The sequence below is a fragment of the Nonomuraea sp. LPB2021202275-12-8 genome (assembly GCF_037044575.1).
Classification (GTDB): Bacteria; Actinomycetota; Actinomycetes; order Streptosporangiales; family Streptosporangiaceae; genus Nonomuraea.
Genome location: NZ_JBAHWD010000006.1, coordinates 330663 through 346835 on the forward strand (window position 1 = coordinate 330663; position 16173 = coordinate 346835).

15 protein-coding genes are annotated in these 16173 nt (G+C 69.9%); 7 read left to right on the forward strand and 8 right to left on the reverse strand.

Annotated features, from left to right (window positions below; all coding sequences use genetic code 11):
• The first annotated feature begins 20 nt into the window (after positions 1-20).
• Positions 21-2336, forward strand: a complete 2316-nt coding sequence (locus V5E28_RS14720) for a glycoside hydrolase family 6 protein (protein ID WP_336207416.1) — start codon at positions 21-23, stop codon at positions 2334-2336.
• 58 nt (positions 2337-2394) lie between these two features.
• Here V5E28_RS14720 and V5E28_RS14725 read toward each other — a convergent pair whose 3' ends face one another.
• The 5 genes from V5E28_RS14725 to V5E28_RS14745 form a co-directional block, all read right to left on the reverse strand.
• Entirely contained in the window at positions 2395-2793 is a 399-nt protein-coding gene (locus V5E28_RS14725) for a J-domain-containing protein (protein WP_336207417.1), read from the reverse strand.
• A gap of 17 nt (positions 2794-2810) precedes the next feature.
• Positions 2811-3719, reverse strand: a complete 909-nt coding sequence (folP, locus tag V5E28_RS14730) for a dihydropteroate synthase (protein WP_336207418.1) — start codon at positions 3717-3719, stop codon at positions 2811-2813.
• 166 nt (positions 3720-3885) lie between these two features.
• Positions 3886-4359: an ATP-binding protein gene (locus tag V5E28_RS14735; protein ID WP_336207419.1), complete on the reverse strand. Its 474-nt coding sequence runs from the start codon at positions 4357-4359 to the stop codon at positions 3886-3888.
• Positions 4360-4591: 232 nt separating this feature from the next.
• Positions 4592-5650, reverse strand: coding sequence for an NAD-dependent epimerase/dehydratase family protein (locus V5E28_RS14740; protein WP_336207420.1), 1059 nt, complete (start codon positions 5648-5650; stop codon positions 4592-4594).
• 52 nt (positions 5651-5702) lie between these two features.
• Complete coding sequence (locus V5E28_RS14745) at positions 5703-6884, reverse strand: zinc-dependent alcohol dehydrogenase (protein ID WP_336207421.1); 1182 nt, start codon at positions 6882-6884, stop codon at positions 5703-5705.
• A gap of 213 nt (positions 6885-7097) precedes the next feature.
• Here V5E28_RS14745 and V5E28_RS14750 point away from each other — a divergent pair, with 213 nt between their 5' ends.
• From V5E28_RS14750 to V5E28_RS14765, 4 genes are all read left to right on the forward strand, one after another.
• The gene (locus tag V5E28_RS14750; protein ID WP_336207422.1) at positions 7098-8147 is read left to right on the forward strand and encodes a polyprenyl synthetase family protein; all 1050 of its coding nucleotides are present in this window, start codon (positions 7098-7100) and stop codon (positions 8145-8147) included.
• A 106-nt stretch (positions 8148-8253) separates the two neighbouring features.
• Positions 8254-9663: a family 2B encapsulin nanocompartment shell protein gene (locus V5E28_RS14755; protein WP_336207423.1), complete on the forward strand. Its 1410-nt coding sequence runs from the start codon at positions 8254-8256 to the stop codon at positions 9661-9663.
• 39 nt (positions 9664-9702) lie between these two features.
• Entirely contained in the window at positions 9703-11085 is a 1383-nt protein-coding gene (locus V5E28_RS14760) for a family 2B encapsulin nanocompartment shell protein (protein ID WP_336207424.1), read from the forward strand.
• Between the two features lie 28 nt (positions 11086-11113).
• The gene (locus V5E28_RS14765) at positions 11114-13279 is read left to right on the forward strand and encodes a terpene synthase family protein (RefSeq protein ID WP_336207425.1); all 2166 of its coding nucleotides are present in this window, start codon (positions 11114-11116) and stop codon (positions 13277-13279) included.
• Here the strand turns inward: V5E28_RS14765 and V5E28_RS14770 are convergent.
• Positions 13276-13614 carry an STAS domain-containing protein gene (locus V5E28_RS14770; RefSeq protein WP_336207426.1) on the reverse strand — a complete coding sequence of 113 codons (339 nt, stop codon included), beginning with the start codon at positions 13612-13614 and terminating at the stop codon, positions 13276-13278. The genes V5E28_RS14765 and V5E28_RS14770 overlap by 4 nt on opposite strands.
• A 196-nt stretch (positions 13615-13810) precedes the next feature.
• On the opposite strand from V5E28_RS14770, the gene V5E28_RS14775 reads away from it, so the two are divergent.
• Positions 13811-14164, forward strand: a complete 354-nt coding sequence (locus V5E28_RS14775; RefSeq protein WP_336207427.1) for a helix-turn-helix transcriptional regulator — start codon at positions 13811-13813, stop codon at positions 14162-14164.
• A 201-nt stretch (positions 14165-14365) separates the two neighbouring features.
• Here V5E28_RS14775 and V5E28_RS14780 read toward each other — a convergent pair whose 3' ends face one another.
• Positions 14366-14635: a hypothetical protein gene (locus V5E28_RS14780; RefSeq protein WP_336207428.1), complete on the reverse strand. Its 270-nt coding sequence runs from the start codon at positions 14633-14635 to the stop codon at positions 14366-14368.
• A gap of 545 nt (positions 14636-15180) precedes the next feature.
• Between V5E28_RS14780 and V5E28_RS14785 the strand changes: the two genes are divergently transcribed.
• The gene (locus V5E28_RS14785; RefSeq protein WP_336207429.1) at positions 15181-15594 is read left to right on the forward strand and encodes a C40 family peptidase; all 414 of its coding nucleotides are present in this window, start codon (positions 15181-15183) and stop codon (positions 15592-15594) included.
• A gap of 225 nt (positions 15595-15819) precedes the next feature.
• On the opposite strand, the gene V5E28_RS14790 is transcribed toward V5E28_RS14785, so the two are convergent.
• A complete protein-coding gene (locus V5E28_RS14790; RefSeq protein ID WP_336207430.1) occupies positions 15820-16131 on the reverse strand; it encodes a hypothetical protein in 312 nt (103 codons plus the stop codon).
• Positions 16132-16173: the final 42 nt, after the last annotated feature.

Genomic DNA, 16173 nt, shown 5'->3' on the forward strand with positions numbered 1-16173 from the left:
GCGCCCTCCGGAGATGGGCGGTGACCGCGACCGCGACCTGCGTCGCGGCGCTCGGCCTGGTCGCCGGGCAGACCACCGCGGCCCACGCCGCGGTCGCCTGTGACGTCGTGTACACCCCCAACACGTGGACATCGAGTCCAGGACAGGGCGGCTTCACCGCGAACATCACGCTGAAGAACCTCGGCGACCCGCTCACGAGCTGGACGCTGGCCTTCGACTTCCCCACCACCACGCAGAGGTACACGCCCAGCGGCTGGGGCGCGAACTGGAGCCAGTCCGGGACCCGCGTGACCGGTCAGAACTTGCCCTACAACGGCACCCTCGCCACCGGGGCCAGCACCTCGATCGGCTTCAACGGCACCTGGTCCGGGACCAACCCCAACCCGGCCTCCTACACCGTGAACGGCACCACCTGCGGCGGCCCCGGCGGCCAGACCCCGGCCGTGGTCACCTCAGCCAGCTCGGTCGCCGTCAACGAGGGCGGCACCGCCACCTTCACCGCCAGGCTGTCGTCGGCTCCGACGGCCAACGTGACCGTCAGCACCTCCCGCACCAGCGGTGACGCCGACCTGACCGTCAGCTCCGGCGCCTCGCTCACCTTCACGCCGGCCAACTGGAACACCGCGCAGACGGTGACCCTGGCCGCGGCCCAGGACGCGGACACCACGGCGGGCACCGCCGCCTTCACCGTCGGCGGGACCGGCGCCACCGCCGCGACCGTCAACGCCACCGAGGTCGACGACGACGCCGTCCAGGAGCAGTCCCTGATCGTCACGCCGACGTCGGTGACCGTGCCGGAAGGCTCCAGCGCCACCTACACCGTGCGCCTGGCCGCGCAGCCCACCTCGAACGTGACCGTCACCACCACCGCGGGCAGCGGCGACGCGAACCTCACCGTGAGCTCCGGCGCCTCGCTCACCTTCACCGCCGCCAACTGGAACATTCCGCAGACCGTGACGCTCGCCGCCGCCCAGGACTCCGACACCGCCGCCGGCTCGCGCACCTTCACCGTCGCCGCCTCCGGCCTGACCTCGCGCACGGTCACCGCCACCGAAGCCGACGACGACGGCGTCAGCAACCCCGTGCACGTCGAGAACCCCTACGCCGGAGCCACCGGCTACGTCAATCCCAACTGGCGGGCCAAGGCCGCCGCCGAGCCGGGCGGCGCGGCGATCGCCAACACCTCGACCGCCGTGTGGATGGATCGCATCGCCGCCATCGGCGGCACCGCAGGCGCCATGAGCCTGCGGGCCCACATGGACGAGGCCGTCCAGCAGGACGCCGCCAACGGCGCCTCGCCCCTGACGATCCAGGTCGTCATCTACGACCTGCCCAACCGCGACTGCTCGGCGCTGGCCTCCAACGGCGAACTGCTCATCGCCGAGAACGGCCTGAACCGCTACAAGGCCGAATACATCGACCCGATCGCGGCCATCCTCGACGACCCGCAGTACGGCAACCTGCGCATCGTCACCATCATCGAGCCCGACTCGCTGCCGAACCTGATCACCAACCTGAGCTTCCCCAAGTGCGCCGAGGCCCAGTCCACCGGCGCCTACGTCCAGGGCGTGCAGTACGCGCTCAACAAGCTGCACGCGATCACCAACGTCTACACCTACATCGACGCCGCCCACCACGCCTGGCTCGGCTGGGACTCGAACTTCAACCCGTCGGTCGACCTGTTCCACTCCACGGTCGCGGGCACCACCGCCGGCGTCGACAGCGTCGACGGCTTCATCGTCAACACGGCCAACACCTCCGCGACCCGGGAGCCGTACTTCACCATCAACTCCACCGTCAACGGCACCTCGGTCCGGCAGTCGGACTGGGTCGACTGGAACTACTACATCGATGAGCTGTCCTTCGCCACCGCCCTGCGCAACGCCCTCATCGGCAAGGGCTTCAGGCAGGGGCTCGGCATGCTCATCGACACCTCGCGCAACGGCTGGGGCGGCTCCGCCCGCCCGACCGGCCCGAGCACCTCGACCGAGCTGAACCCCTTCGTCAACCAGTCACGCGTCGATCGCCGCATCCACGCCGGCAACTGGTGCAACCAGAGCGGCGCAGGAATCGGTTACCGGCCGCAGGCCAGCCCCGAGGCCGGCTTCGACGCCTACGTCTGGATCAAGCCGCCTGGTGAGTCCGACGGGGCCAGCACGGACATCCCGAACGACGAGGGCAAGAAGTTCGACCGGATGTGCGACCCCACCTACACCGGCAACGACCTCAACGGCAACAACCTGACCGGGGCGCTGCCCGACGCGCCGCTCTCCGGCCAGTGGTTCTCCGCCCAGTTCAGAGAGCTCGTCAGGAACGCCTACCCACCGCTCTCCTGACCCGATCACAGGGCCCAGGCCGCCGGACCCGTCCCGGCCTGGGCCCTGTCCCAATCCCTCAGCGATTCGCGCGCCAGTCTGAGACGACCCGCTCGACGTCGTAGGGCATCAGGTTCAGCGGCGGCCCGGACAGCCCGGTCCTGATCGCCTCGCGGATCCTGTCGTTGATGTCGTTCACGATCAGCCGCACCTCGCCCTCGGACCTGGCCTCGGCGGCCGCCGCGAGCGACTCCTCGGCGTCCTTGCGCAGCGCCAGCGTCGGAGGCAGCGGCATGGACAGGCCCTCGCTGCGCAGCTTCTGCTTGACCCACCACAGGTCGTCGTAGGCCCTGTCCAGATCGGGCAGCGGCTTGCCCTTGCCCGGCAGGTTGTCGAACTCCCCGCGCTCCTCGGCTTCGCGGATCTGCCGATCCACCCAGCTCTCGAACGGCATCCCTGGCGGTTTGCGCTCGGTCACGCGCCGATCTCCCTCCTCTAGGCGAGGTTGTGCCTGGCGGCGGCAGGCGCGCGCCACCCGAGCATCGCCTCGGTCATCCGCACGGCCGCCACCGTGGCGGGCACGTCGTGCACGCGGACGATCCGCGCCCCGCGCAGGATGGCCATGACGTTGGCCGCGATCGTCCCCTCCCCTCGCTCGCCCAGGGGCCGGTCCAGGGTCTCCCCGATGAAGTCCTTGTTGGACAGCGCGACCAAGGTCGGATATCCGATCGAGGTGACCTCCTCCAGCCGCCTCATCAGCTCCAGCGAGTGGTAGGTGTTCTTGTTCAGATCGTGCCCCGGATCGATGATGATCCGGTCGGCCGCGATCCCCGCGTCCAGGGCCGCCCGCACCCGCTCGCGCAGGTAGGCCGTGACCTCGGACAGGATGTCGTCATAACGGGGCCGGAAGACCCGCCGCCCCGGTCCCCCGAGACTGTGCGTCACCACCACCGTGGCCCCCGCCCGAGCCGCGACCTCGGCGATGCCCGGCTCGCGCAGCCCGTTGGTGTCGTTGATCACGTCGGCCCCGGAATCCAGGGCCGCCTGCGCCACGGCCGCCCGGTGCGTGTCCACGCTGATCACCGCGTCGGTGACCCGCCGCACCTCGGAGATGACGGGCGCCACCCGCTCGATCTCCTCGTCGACCCCGATCTCGGCCTGGGCCGCGCTGAAGGCGAATCCCCCGATGTCCACCCAGTCGGCTCCCGCGTCGACGGCCCGCCGCGCCGCCTCCACAGCCCTCTCGAGCTCGAAGGTCCGTCCCTGGTCGTGGAACGAGTTGGGGGTCCGGTTGACGATGGCCATGATCGCCACCTGCCGCCGGAAGTCGAACTCCCGCCGCCCGATCCGCCGCACGGGCTCGATGATCTCGCCGGAGAACGACGTGCCAGCTACGCCACTCACGGCACCCATCCTCCAGACTCCGGCCACCCCGCCCGAGCCTACCCGGCCCGTTCGCGCTCCACTCGGCCGCTCACCGCTGTCGCGCCGGGTGGAGCGGGAGCCCCGCCTGCCGGGCGCGGGCTGTGCGTGGCGGGCGGAGCTCCCGGTCTTCGACAGGCCGTGCCCGTCAGGCCGTGAAGTGGTTCATGTGCCGGTGGAGTCCGCTCACCGCCACTCTGACCCGCTTCATCGGCGACACGTGCCTGAGCTGGTGACGGGGCAGGCGCATGGTGATCTGGACGACGGTCCCGCCGGGCCCGGTGCGGAAGTCGACGCCGTCGCACAGCCGGCGGATCAGATAGATCCCCCGGCCCGTGAACGCCATGTCCGATGGCAGCCGGTGGCCGTTGACGTAGCCGTGCGGGATGCCGGACCCGTGGTCGGCGGTCTCGGCGCGGAGCATCCCGCCGCTCGTCCACAGCTTGAGGTGGCCGTAGCCGCCTCCGTGCTCCACGGCGTTGACGACGCTCTCGTGGACGGCCAGGACGAAGTCCTCCAGTCGCGCGCCGGCCAGCCCGGAGGCTGAGGCGTGGCGTGCCACGGCGTGGCGCAGAGTGGTGACCTCCTGAAGAGTGAAGGGCTGGGTGATCAACGTGCGCATGGCAAGCTCCTCATGATTGCCTGTCACGCCGACGCGCGCGGCCCGAAGGGCCGAGCGGATGGTCAGCGGGGTGGGCCCGGCCGCGGACTCGGCGGGAGGGGCCGGCCGGCTGGGCTTCGGGCGATCTCAGATGGTCCACGTCTGTCCTCCGTGTCGGAAACGACACGCAGGGCCACGCTTCTGGACCTCGCGTACCCTCAGCCTCTGCCCTGTCTGGGAGTCGCTACACCTGTCAACCGTCAGGCGTGGCGCGGGATCCGGAGCCGGTGACGAGTTCGCGCAGGCGGTTGCGGCCGGTGTCGGGGACGAGCGGCGGGGTGTCCAGGCCGGCGCCGTCGTGCATTCCCTCAAGCAGTGCCCGCAGCGTGTCGGCGGCGGAGTGCACGGGCATCCAGCCGAGCACGTCGCGTGCGCGGTCCATCTTCATGAGCGGGATCTGCAGGGCCAGCTCCAGCAGGCCGGGGGCGGCGGGCACGAGCCGCAGGTGCCAGCCCGCGGACACGGCGGCACGCGCCAGCGCCGGCGAGACCGGGACGGTCCTGGCGCCGAGCAGCTCGGCCAGCGCCGAAGGGTCGAGCACCGGGTCGGCGGCCAGGTTGAAGGCTCCGCTGACCGGCCTGGTGACGGCCAGCCGGTAGGCCTCGGCGGCGTCCTCGGCGTGCAGGATCTGCAGCTTGAGCCCGGGGATGTCCGGGACGAACGGGATGTTGGCCGCCTTGACCAGCCTGCGCGGCAGCAGCGGCCCCGCGAACAGCCTGCGCTGCTCGGTGGCCGCCTCCCGCTTGAAGATGAAGCCGGGCCGCATCCGGACCACCCGGATGCCGGGGTTGTCGTTCTCGAACACGTCGAGCACCCGCTCGACGTAGGCCTTCTCCCGCCCGTAGGCGGCGCCCGGGTAGCCGTGGGTGGGCCAGCTCTCGTCCACCGGCTCGTCCTTGGGCCGGGGCGAGTACGCGCCGACCGAGGAGGCGTACACCAGGGCGGGCACGCCCGCCTCCGCCACCGCCTGGAAGACGCGCACGCTGCCCAGCACGTTGGCCCGCCAGGTGACCGTGGCGTTCCTGGTGGGCTGGAACAGCCAGGCCAGGTGCACGACCGCGTCGGCGCCGTCGAAGATCTGCGACAGGTCGCCGGTGACCACGTCGGCCCGGCGCCACTCGGTGCGCTCCGACTGCCAGCCCGGCAGCCGCCGGGCGACGCCGACGATGGACGTCACGCTGTCGTCGGCCTCGAGCGCCCGCACCACGCTCGTCCCGACGTTTCCCGTCGCTCCCACCACCACCACTCTCATGCGCCTCTGGCTGCCCGCGGTGGCGGCCGCGAAACCGCTCTGACCTGGAAGGTCATGGCCGCAGCAGCACTTTGACCGCGCCGTCCCGCTTCTTCTGGAACATCTCGTACGCCTGCGGCGCCTGGTCCAGTGGCAGCCGGTGCGTCGCCAGGTCCATCACGCCGAGCGGGTCGGAGTCGTCGGTCACCAGCGGCATAAGTGCGCCGATCCAGCGCCGGACGTGGGCCTGGCCCATCCGCATCGTGATGCCCTTGTCGAACATGCGCAGCATCGGCAGGGGGTCCGTCATGCCGCCGTAGACGCCGACGACGGAGATCACGCCGCCGCGTCGTACGGTGTCGATGGCCTGGTTGAGCGCCGCCAGGCGGTCGACTCCCGCGTGGGTCATGAGCGGCGCCGCCACCGTGTCGGGCAGGAGGCCGGTGAGCCTCTGGGCCAGCTTGGCGGCCGGGGAGCCGTGCGCCTCCATGCCGACGGCGTCGATGACGGAGTCCGTGCCCCGCCCGGCCGTGAGCTGCCTGACCGCCTCGGGCACGTCGGAGGCGTCGCGCGCGTCGATGACCTCGATACCGTGGCGGCGGGCCATCTCCAGCCGTTCCGGCACACCGTCGATGCCGATCACGCGGTGGCCGAGGTGGCGGGCGATGCGGGCGGACATCTGGCCGATGGCGCCGAGGCCGAAGACGGCGACGCTGCCGCCCGGGGGCACGTGCGCGTACTGCACGGCCTGCCAGGAGGTGGGCAGCACGTCCGACAGGAAGACGAACCGTTCGTCGGCCGGGCCGTCGGGCACCTTGATCGGGCCGAACTGGGCCTGCGGGATCCGCAGGTACTCGGCCTGGCCGCCGGGCACCTGGCCGTACAGCCTGGTGTAGCCGAACAGGGCCGCCCCCATGCCGTGCTCGCGCACCTGGGTGGTCTCGCATTGGGCGTAGAGCTCCAGGCCGCACATGTGGCAGTGGCCGCAGGAGATGTTGAACGGCACCACGACCCGGTCTCCCACCTTCAGGTCGGTGATCTGGGCGCCGACGGCCTCGACGATGCCCATGGGCTCGTGGCCGAGAATGTCGCCCTCGGTCATGAACGCGCCGAGCACTTCGTACAGGTGCAGATCCGAGCCGCAGATGCCGCTGCTCGTGACCTTGATGACCGCGTCGTTCGGCTCTTTGATCTCCGGGTCGGGAACCTCCTCGACCCGCACGTCGCGCTTGCCGTGCCAGGTGACGGCCTTCATGGCTCCTCCTTACTGGGGGCACGAACAGCCGCATACCCCCACATCCGCTGTCAAACGAACCAGCCCGGCGGCGGGCGGGGGATCCGGGCATGCCCGCGGTCACGGGCAGGCCTCGCCAGGCGCGAGAAAAACTCTGATCCCTAAAGCGGCTTTACACCCTCCGTATTCAATGAGTAACTACTGGTGATGACGGTCGACAGAAGGAGCCCGCTCATGACGGTGAGCTTCACCCCCAACCTCTTGGGACCGCGCATTGACGATCGCCTGGCCGGTTTTCTCGACGGCTGGCGCGCCCCCGTGGCCGACAGGGACGTGGTGGCCGCCTACCAGCTGCTCGTGGAATTCATTCTCGGCGGCGGCAAGCGCATCCGCCCCCAGCTGTGCTACTGGGGCTGGCGGGGCGCCGGCGGCGAGGACTGCGAGGAGATCATCAGCGCCGCCGCGGCCCTGGAGCTGTGTCACGCCGGCCTGCTGATCCACGACGACATCATGGACGGCAGCGACCTGCGCCGCGGCCGGTCCACCGTCCACCGCAGCCTCGCCCACCTGCACGGCGGAGCGGGCGCGGAGGCGTTCGGCAGGGCCGGCGGCATCCTGCTGGGCACGCTCAGCCTGGCCTGGTCCGACGCGCTGCTGTCCTCGTGCGGGGTGGAGCCCGCCCGCCTGCGCGCGGCACACCACCTGTTCGACGCCATGCGCACCGAGGTCATCAGCGGCCAGTATCTGGACATCCTGGCCCAGCTGCGCGACGGCGCCACCGTGGAGCAGGCGCTGACGACGATCCGCTACAAGACCGCCAAGTACACCGTCGAGCGCCCGCTGCAGATCGGCGGCGCGCTGGCAGGGGCGGCGCCCGAGCTGCTGCGCTCCTACTCCGCGTTCGGGCTGCCGCTGGGCGAGGCCTTCCAGCTCCGCGACGACATGCTCGGCACCTTCGGCTCGTCGGGCGAGACGGGCAAGTCAGCGCTGGACGACCTGCGCGAGGGCAAGCAGACGGTCCTGTTCGCGCACGCGGTGGAGCGAGCCACCCCCGCGCAGCTCGCCTACCTGCGCACCTGGCACGGCAACCCGGAGCTGACCGACGAGCACGCCGGGGAGGTGCGCGAGATCCTCATCGCCACCGGCGCGCCGACGAGGGTCGAGGGGATGATCGACGAGCGCGTCCGCCTGGCGGTCAAGGCGCTCGAAGCCGCCCCGATCGCGTCCGAGGCGCGCGTCGCCCTGACCGTGCTGGCCGCCCAGCTGGCCCACCGCGACAGCTGATCGCATGGATCACCGGCGATCGGCGCTTCACCCTGCCCAAGGGCGATTACCCAGAGCCACTTTGTCTCACTATCTGTAGCGCAACTCTAAAGATCGGTGGTGCACGATGACAGAAACGACCGAATCGACCGCTCCAGGCAACAACGGTCAGCAGCTCAGCCTGAGCACCGACGCCGCGCGCAATCTGGCGACGACCACCAAGACCGCCCCGCAGATGCAGGAGATCACCAATCGCTGGCTGGTGAAGCTGCTGCCGTGGGTGCAGACCGCCGGTGGCGTCTTCCGGGTCAACCGGCGGCTGACCTACACCCTGGGCGACGGCCGCATCACCTTCAGCACGACCGGCGCGGAGGTCCGGGTCGTGCCGGCCGAGCTCTGCGAGCTGCCGATGCTGCGCGGCTTCGACGACATCGAGGTCCTGGAGGCGCTCGCCTACCGCTTCGCCCAGCGCGAGGTCGAGCCCGGTGAGGAGATCGTGCGCGAGGGCGACCCGGTCGAGCAGCTCGTGCTGATCGCGCACGGCAGGGTCGGCAAGGTCGCCAACGGCGCCTACGGTGACCAGCAGAACCTGGGCGTGCTGGCCGACGGCGACCATCTCGGCGAACGGCTGCTCGTCGGCGGTGGCCAGTGGGAGTACTCCGCGCGGGCGAAGACCGCCACCACGGTGCTGACGCTCTCCCGCGAGGACTTCCAGGCGCTGCTGGACCGCTCGCCCGGCTTGCGCGAGCACTTGGAGGCATGGCAGAGCAGCGGCGATCGGGCGAGCAACGACTATGGCGAGGCCGCGATCGACATGTCGTCCGGCCACAGTGGCGAGGCCACGCTGCCCGGCACGTTCGTCGACTACGAGTTGAGCCCGCGCGAGTACGAGCTGAGCGTCGCGCAGACCGTCCTGCGGGTGCACAGCAGGGTCACCGACCTCTACAACCAGCCGATGAACCAGCTCGACCAGCAGCTCCGCCTGACCGTCGAGGCGCTGCGCGAGCGGCAGGAGCACGAGCTGGTGAACAACCGCGAATTCGGCCTCCTGCACAACGCCGACTTCAGCCAGCGCATCCGCACCCGCACCGGCCCGCCCACCCCGGACGACATGGACGACCTGCTGGCCAAGGTGTGGAAGGACCCGGCCTTCTTCCTCGCCCACCCGCAGACCATCGCGGCCTTCGGCAGGGAGTGCAGCAAGCGCGGCCTCTATCCCCAGGCCGCCGAGGCGAGCGGCCACCGGGTGCCCGCCTGGCGGGGCGTGCCGATCTTCCCCTGCAACAAGATCCCCATCACCGGGCAGCGGATGAGCTCGGTCCTGCTGATGCGCACCGGCCAGGAGAGCCAGGGCGTGGTCGGGCTGCACCAGACCGGCATCCCCGATGAGTACCAGCCGAGCCTGTCGGTCCGGTTCATGAACATCAACGAGAAGGCCGTCATCTCCTACCTGGTCAGCGCCTACTACTCGGCCGCCGTGCTCGTCCCCGACGCGCTGGCCGTGCTGGAGGACGTCGAGATCGGGCGCGAGGACTAACAGGGGCCTTCCGGTCTCAGGGATTGGGTGGTGTTTCGGTTGACGGAGTTGGACGAGCGGGATTCGCGGCTGAGCCTGGACCCGGCGGCAGCGCGCAAGCTGGCCACGACGACCAAGACGGCTCCGCTGATGCGGGAGATCTCCCCGCGCTGGCTGCTGCGGGCACTGCCGTGGGTGGAGCTCGCAGCCGGCGGCTACCGGGTGAACCGCCGGCTCACCTACGTGGCCGGCGGCGGGCGGGTGTGCTTCTCCCACTCGGGCGCGCGGCTGCGGGTGGTGCCGCCCAGCCTGACCGAACTGCCACTGCTGCACGGGTACGGGGACCGTACCGTGCTGGAGACCCTGGCCGGACGGTTCGAGCAACGCGAGTACGGGCGCGGAGAGGCGATCGTGCGGGAGGGCGAGCCCGCCGGGGAGCTCGTCCTCGTCGCGCGCGGCAAGGTCGCCAAGCTCCAGGCGGGCGGCTACGGCGACAGCCTGGTGCGGGCCAGGCTGTCGCCCGGCGACCACGTCGGCGCCGACCTGCCGCAGCCGGCGGAGCGGTGGGAGTTCACCCTGGAGGCCGGCACCCCCTGCACGGTGCTGGTCCTCCCCTGGCAGGCGCTGCGCGACCTCGCCGAGCGGACGCCTTCGCTGCGCGATCAGATCGAGCTGCACCGGGCCAGGCTGGCCAGGCCCTGGACCAAGCACGGCGAGGCCGCGATCGAGATGTCGTCCGGCCACCGTGGCGAGCATGCGCTGCCGGGCACCTTCGTCGACTACGACCCGGGGCCTCGGGAGTACGAGCTGAGCGTGTCCCAGGCCGTGCTCCGGATCCACACCAGGGTCGCCGACCTGTTCAGCGACCCCATGGACCAGACGGAGGAGCAGCTCAGGCTGACCGTCGAGGCGGTCCGCGAGGCGCAGGAGCGCGAGCTGGTCAACAACCGCGAATTCGGGCTGCTGCACAACGCCGATCCCGCGCAGCGGCTGTCCACCCGCTCCGGGCCGCCGGCCCCGGCCGACCTGGACGACCTCCTCTGCCGCAGGAAGAAGACCCGTTACCTGCTGGCCCACCCACTGGCCATCGCGGCGTTCGGCAGGCAGTGCAGCGCCGCGGGCATCTATCTGGACAGCGTCGAGGTGGACGGGAGCAGGCTGAGCGCGTGGCGCGGCGTGCCGATCCTGCCCTGCGACAAGATCCCGGTCAGCGGGGCGGGCACCAGCTCGATCCTCGCGTTCAGGACCGGCGAGGAGGACCAGGGGGTCGTCGGCCTGCACCAGACCGGCGTGCCCGACGAGTACCGGCCAGGCCTCAGCGTGCGGGTGATGGGCATCGACGACCGGGCGGTCACCACCTATCTCGTCAGTGCCTACTACTCCGCCGCCGTCCTCGTCCCCGACGCGCTCGGTGTGCTCGAGGACGTCGAGGTGTACGGCTGAAGACCCTGATGACACGAGCGGAGTGACGATGGCGCAGCCTTTCGAACTGCCGGACTTCTACCTGCCGCATCCGGCGCGGCTCAACCCCCACGCCGAGGAGGCGCGGGCGCACGCCAAGCAGTGGGCCCGGGCGATGGGGATGCTGGAGGGCTCGGGGATCTGGGAGGAGAAGGACCTCGACGCCCACGACTACGCGCTGCTGTGCGCGTACACCCATCCCGACTGCGACGGGCCGGAGCTCTGCCTGGTCACCGACTGGTACGTGTGGGTCTTCTTCTTCGACGACCACTTCCTGGAGGTGTTCAAGCGGCCGGGAGACCGTGAGGGCGGCAAGGCCTACCTGGACCGGCTGCCCGCCTTCATGCCGTTGGAAGCGGGCGCGGAGGTGCCGGAGCCGGCCAACCCGGTCGAGGCCGGGCTGGCCGACCTGTGGGCGCGCACGGTGCCCGGCACGTCCGCCGACTGGCGGGCGCGCTTCGCCGAGAGCACCCGCCACCTGTTGAACGAGTCGCTGTGGGAGCTGTCCAACATCAACGCGGGCCGGGTGCCGAACCCGGTGGAGTACATCGAGATGCGCCGCAAGGTGGGCGGGGCGCCGTGGTCGGCAGGCCTGGTCGAGCACGCGGTGGGCGCCGAGGTGCCTGCCCGGATCGCCGGCTCGCGGCCGATGCGGGTGCTGCGCGACGCCTTCTCCGACGGGGTGCACCTGCGCAACGACCTGTTCTCCTACCAGCGGGAGACCGCCGACGAGGGCGAGCTGAGCAACGGCGTCCTGGTCCTGGAGACGTTCCTCGGCTGCACCACCCAGGAGGCCGCCGACGCCGTCAACGACCTGCTCACCTCGCGGCTGCAGCAGTTCGAGCACACCGTGTTCACCGAGCTGGGCCCGCTCTTCGCCGAGCACGCCCTCGACCCGCTCAGCTGCGCGGGCGTGCTGGCCTACGTCAAGGGCCTGCAGGACTGGCAGTCGGGCGGGCACGAGTGGCACATGCGCTCCAGCCGCTACATGAACCAGGGGGCGCGGTCCGGCCCGCCGCTGGGCATGAAGTCGATCGTCGACCTGCTCGGCGCGAAGCGGATCCGCACCTACGCGCACGTCCCCCACACCAAGGTCGGTCCCTCGCAGGTGCCGGATCTCTACATGCCCTTCGAGCCGCAGCTCTCCCCCCACCTGGAGGCCGCACGCGGCAACCTGGTCGCCTGGGCGCACAGGATGGGCATCCTCGAAGCGCAGCCCGGCGTCACCGGCTCGGTCGTCTGGGACGAGGCCAAGCTCATCGACTACGATCTCCCGCTCTGCGCCGCGGGCCTCGACCCGGACGCCACACCGGACGAGCTCGACCTGTCCTCATGCTGGCTCGCCTGGGGCACCTACGGCGACGACCTCTTCCCCGTCGTGTTCGGCCGCACCCGCAACCTCGCCGCCGCTCGCGCGACCGTGGACCGGCTGTCGGCCTACATGCCGCTCGACGGCGTCACCTTTCCCGTTCCGGCCAGCCCGCTCGAAACCTCTCTCGCCGACCTGTGGCGCCGCTCGGCCGGCCCGATGGCGCCGAGCGCCCGGCGTACGTTCCGCGCGGCCATCGAGAAGATGGCCGAGAGCTGGCTGTGGGAGCTCGACAACCAGGCGGAGAACCGGATCCCCGACCCGGTCGACTACGTCGAGATGCGGCGGCTGACCTTCGGCTCGGATCTCACCATGAGCCTGTGCCGGCTGGCCCGCGTGGGCGTGATCCCGCAGGAGGTCTACGACAGCGGCCCGATGCGCTCGCTGGAGAACTCGGCCCAGGACTACGCCACCCTGCTCAACGACGTCTACTCCTACCAGAAGGAGATCGAGTACGAGGGCGAGGTGCACAACGGCGTGCTCGTCGTGCAGTGCTTCTTCGGCTGCGACTACCCGACCGGCCTCCGGATCGTCGTCGACCTCATGGAGTCGCGGATGCGGCAGTTCCAGCACGTGGTCGCGCACGAGCTGCCGATCCTCTGCGACGACTTCGGCCTGGGCGAGGCTGCCAGGCAGGCGATCGGCGACCATGTCCGGGAGCTGGAGAACTGGATGTCGGGCATCCTCGTCTGGCACCGCGACTGTTTCAGGTACGACGAGGCGTCGCTGCGCCGCCACCACCGGCCGCCCCGGTGGCGGCTGGCCGGGCCGACGGGACTCGGCACCTCGGCCGCGCTGATCGTCTAGCTGAGTGCCCGCTGGTGGGCGTCATGGAACCAGCCCACCAGCTCCAGCAGCCTCTTCTGGAACGGCGTGATGTTGTGCAGACGGATCCAGCGCTGCGAGGGCGGCACGGTGGGCATCACGAGCACGCGGATGCCGGACAGGTCGACGAAGGTCAGCGCGCCGGTGTCGACGTCGATGTAGGTGCTGCCCTGCCTGGCCAGGTCGAGCGCGCGGGCCAGTGCCTGGCTGTTGGTGATGTCGATCTCTCCGGTGAGCGTCACGGCCGGGACCACCCGGGCCCGCACGGTTATCCGGAGCTGCTCGTCCGCGTAGAGCAGCCGCTCCGCGTCATCCATCTGGCGCCCACCCCCCAAAACGTCGAGTCCGGGGGTTGTGACCGTCCTGCCACGAGCGAAGGATGACCGTCATCGCATCCTCCCAACTGGAGGCGCTGGCGAGGTGACCGCATCGGCAGTGACCGAGAACCAGATTACATGAAATGCGTTTCGCTAGGTGATTTTCGCGAGAATATGACCGTATTACAGTACATTCATGGACGGCTTCCCTCGGCGTTCGGCGTCATCACGCTGGACCTTCCTCACCAACCACGCTCGTGTACTGCTGGAGTTGGTTCGCGACCCCCGGCAGCGGCTCCGTGACGTGGCGGCGGTGGTGGGGATCACCGAGCGGGCCACCCAGGGCATCGTGGCCGATCTCGAAGCCGCCGGTTATCTCACGCACGTCCGGGTGGGGCGGCGCAACCACTACAGCCTCGGCCCCGCCCATGAGTTCCGGCATCCGGCCCAGGCGGGCGTGCACATCCAGGGGCTGCTGGACATGTTCCGCATCGACGGGTCCGGATCCCGCCGAGCGATCCCGGCCTCGCCCGCTGATCCCGCGCCCTGACATGGAACGGCCCCGGCATGGGATGCCGGGGCCGGTCGGGATGGCTGCGCCGAACACATCGCGCCCGGAGGCGGTCGGGACCCGAACGCTCGGCCACGCCGGCACCCTGCGTCCAGGGTTCCTGCCGGGAAGGGGTCGTGGCCGGCGAGATGCCGTGGGGTCACGCGACCAGGCGGGCGATGGAGCGGCGCCCGGCCACTCCTAGTGGTGGTGGTCCTTCGTCTTGTACTCGTTGTTGAGCACGCCGAGGTCCAGGTTCTGCGCGTTCAGCAGGTTGCCGAGGTTGACGTACTTGACCGAGTCGTTGAGGACCTTGTTGCCGAGGGTCACGTCGTCGATGACCGACCACTGGCTCAGGATTTCGTTGCCCGTGTTGGCCGTGTTGGGCCCGACATCGGCAGCGGCGCCGATGGCGGAGAAGCCGAACATGCATCCGGCCATGGCGGCACCGGCGAGAATGCGACGCATCATTTTTTGCTGCTCCTTCGATGGAATCGGCGCGGGGATGCGCGTCATCGCAATTGTTTTCACGAGATTCGAGATGCCGCCGACAACAATCCCCTATCGCCGCGCGGACCACAAGTCGTGGCGGCCAAACAGAAGTCAAAAGCAATTCCCGGTCGCTTGGAAATTTCACTCGCATCACATGTCCCGACTTCTCCGCATTTGTCGGGGCGGCTACGTCGTTCTTTTTTCATCTTATGGCCACATGCACATCCAGCATCCCTAAAGGGCGTTTTATCACCATAGGGCGGGAGGAAAGCTTAGAGCGAACGTCTCCATGGGCGCCCGGCCGGCAAGGGCTCGGCGCAGACGAGTCATAGAAGCGGTGAATAGCCATGCAGGCAGCACGCGCGCTTGTCGTGATGGCCATGGCAGGCGGCTGGTTCGCTTTCCCGGGCATTGTCGGGCCGACCACGGCAATGGCTCGCGACGGTTGCCCGGAGCTGGGTCCGGTAATTTGCGGACCGATTCAGCCGAATACGGCCGGGCAAACGCAGGCGGCCGCCGGCGGCATGGCGCTGCGGGCGGCGATGGAAATGATCGGCGTCCCCTATTCATGGGGCGGCGGCGGGGTGCGCGGGCCGGGATACGGAGTCGGCCGTGGGCTCAAGACCCGGGGATTCGACTGCTCGGGCCTGACGCAGTACGCGTGGGCGAGCGCGGGCGTGCTCATCGGCCGCACCACGCGGGAGCAGTGGCGGTCCGGGCCCCGCATCCCGCGGGACCAGCTCCGGCCCGGGGACCTGGTCTTCTATGACAGCAACCGCCGGCAGCCGGGACCCGAGCACGTCGGGCTGGTCGTGGACGCGACCCGCATGATCAACGCCCCTTTCACCGGGGCGTCCGTACGGATCGAGCCGCTGGACAGGCCGACCTTCCGGGGAGTGGTCAGGCCGGACGCCGGACGTGCCGGCATCGAGCTGTAGGGTGTGCGCGGCCGGGCCCCCCGCTTTTCAGCCAGGGGTGCCCGGGCCGCCCGCCGCCGTGGCCGGATGGTGCGCACCAAGCGATCGCGGCCTCGAGTATCCACGGTCGCTTTTCCGGAAATCACCTCACGTGGTCATACGCGAGATGGCCTGGGGCGGCGATTCACCGGTTCTTCACCGATGAGCTTATGACGAATGCCGCAGGCTGTCGCCGCGGGTTTTGGTTTAGTGGTGGTGGTCCCAGGTGTCTTCCTGGTTGTTCAGCAGGTCGACGTCGATGTTCTGCAGGTTGGCGCCGTTGATGACGTTGACGTACTTGACCGAGTCGTTCAGGACGTCGTTCAGCGCGGTGACGTCGTCGATGATGCTGAACTGGCTGAGGACGGCGTTGCCGCCATTGTACGTGTTCGGGCCGACGTCGGCCGATGCGGCACTGGCAGAGAAGCCGAGCGCGAAGCCCGCGATGACTGCACCGGCGAGAATGCGACGGATCATGTGTTCGTTCCTCCATTGATCGGCGCGGTAATCCGACGCCATAGTCGTTTCTGCAGGGCTGTGAGGTGCCGCAATAACTGTCCC

What these genes read in the sequence shown, in the direction of transcription:
- V5E28_RS14735 (WP_336207419.1), bottom strand. Translation starts at nt 4,359, where the DNA reads ATGCGCACGTTGATCACCCAGCCCTTCACTCTTCAGGAGGTCACCACT.
- V5E28_RS14755 (WP_336207423.1), top strand. Translation starts at nt 8,254, where the DNA reads ATGACAGAAACGACCGAATCGACCGCTCCAGGCAACAACGGTCAGCAG.
- V5E28_RS14780 (WP_336207428.1), bottom strand. Translation starts at nt 14,635, where the DNA reads ATGATGCGTCGCATTCTCGCCGGTGCCGCCATGGCCGGATGCATGTTC.
- V5E28_RS14765 (WP_336207425.1), top strand. Translation starts at nt 11,114, where the DNA reads ATGGCGCAGCCTTTCGAACTGCCGGACTTCTACCTGCCGCATCCGGCG.
- V5E28_RS14740 (WP_336207420.1), bottom strand. Translation starts at nt 5,650, where the DNA reads ATGAGAGTGGTGGTGGTGGGAGCGACGGGAAACGTCGGGACGAGCGTG.
- V5E28_RS14785 (WP_336207429.1), top strand. Translation starts at nt 15,181, where the DNA reads ATGGCGCTGCGGGCGGCGATGGAAATGATCGGCGTCCCCTATTCATGG.
- V5E28_RS14790 (WP_336207430.1), bottom strand. Translation starts at nt 16,131, where the DNA reads ATGGCGTCGGATTACCGCGCCGATCAATGGAGGAACGAACACATGATC.
- V5E28_RS14775 (WP_336207427.1), top strand. Translation starts at nt 13,811, where the DNA reads ATGGACGGCTTCCCTCGGCGTTCGGCGTCATCACGCTGGACCTTCCTC.
- V5E28_RS14750 (WP_336207422.1), top strand. Translation starts at nt 7,098, where the DNA reads ATGACGGTGAGCTTCACCCCCAACCTCTTGGGACCGCGCATTGACGAT.
- V5E28_RS14745 (WP_336207421.1), bottom strand. Translation starts at nt 6,884, where the DNA reads ATGAAGGCCGTCACCTGGCACGGCAAGCGCGACGTGCGGGTCGAGGAG.
- V5E28_RS14770 (WP_336207426.1), bottom strand. Translation starts at nt 13,614, where the DNA reads ATGGATGACGCGGAGCGGCTGCTCTACGCGGACGAGCAGCTCCGGATA.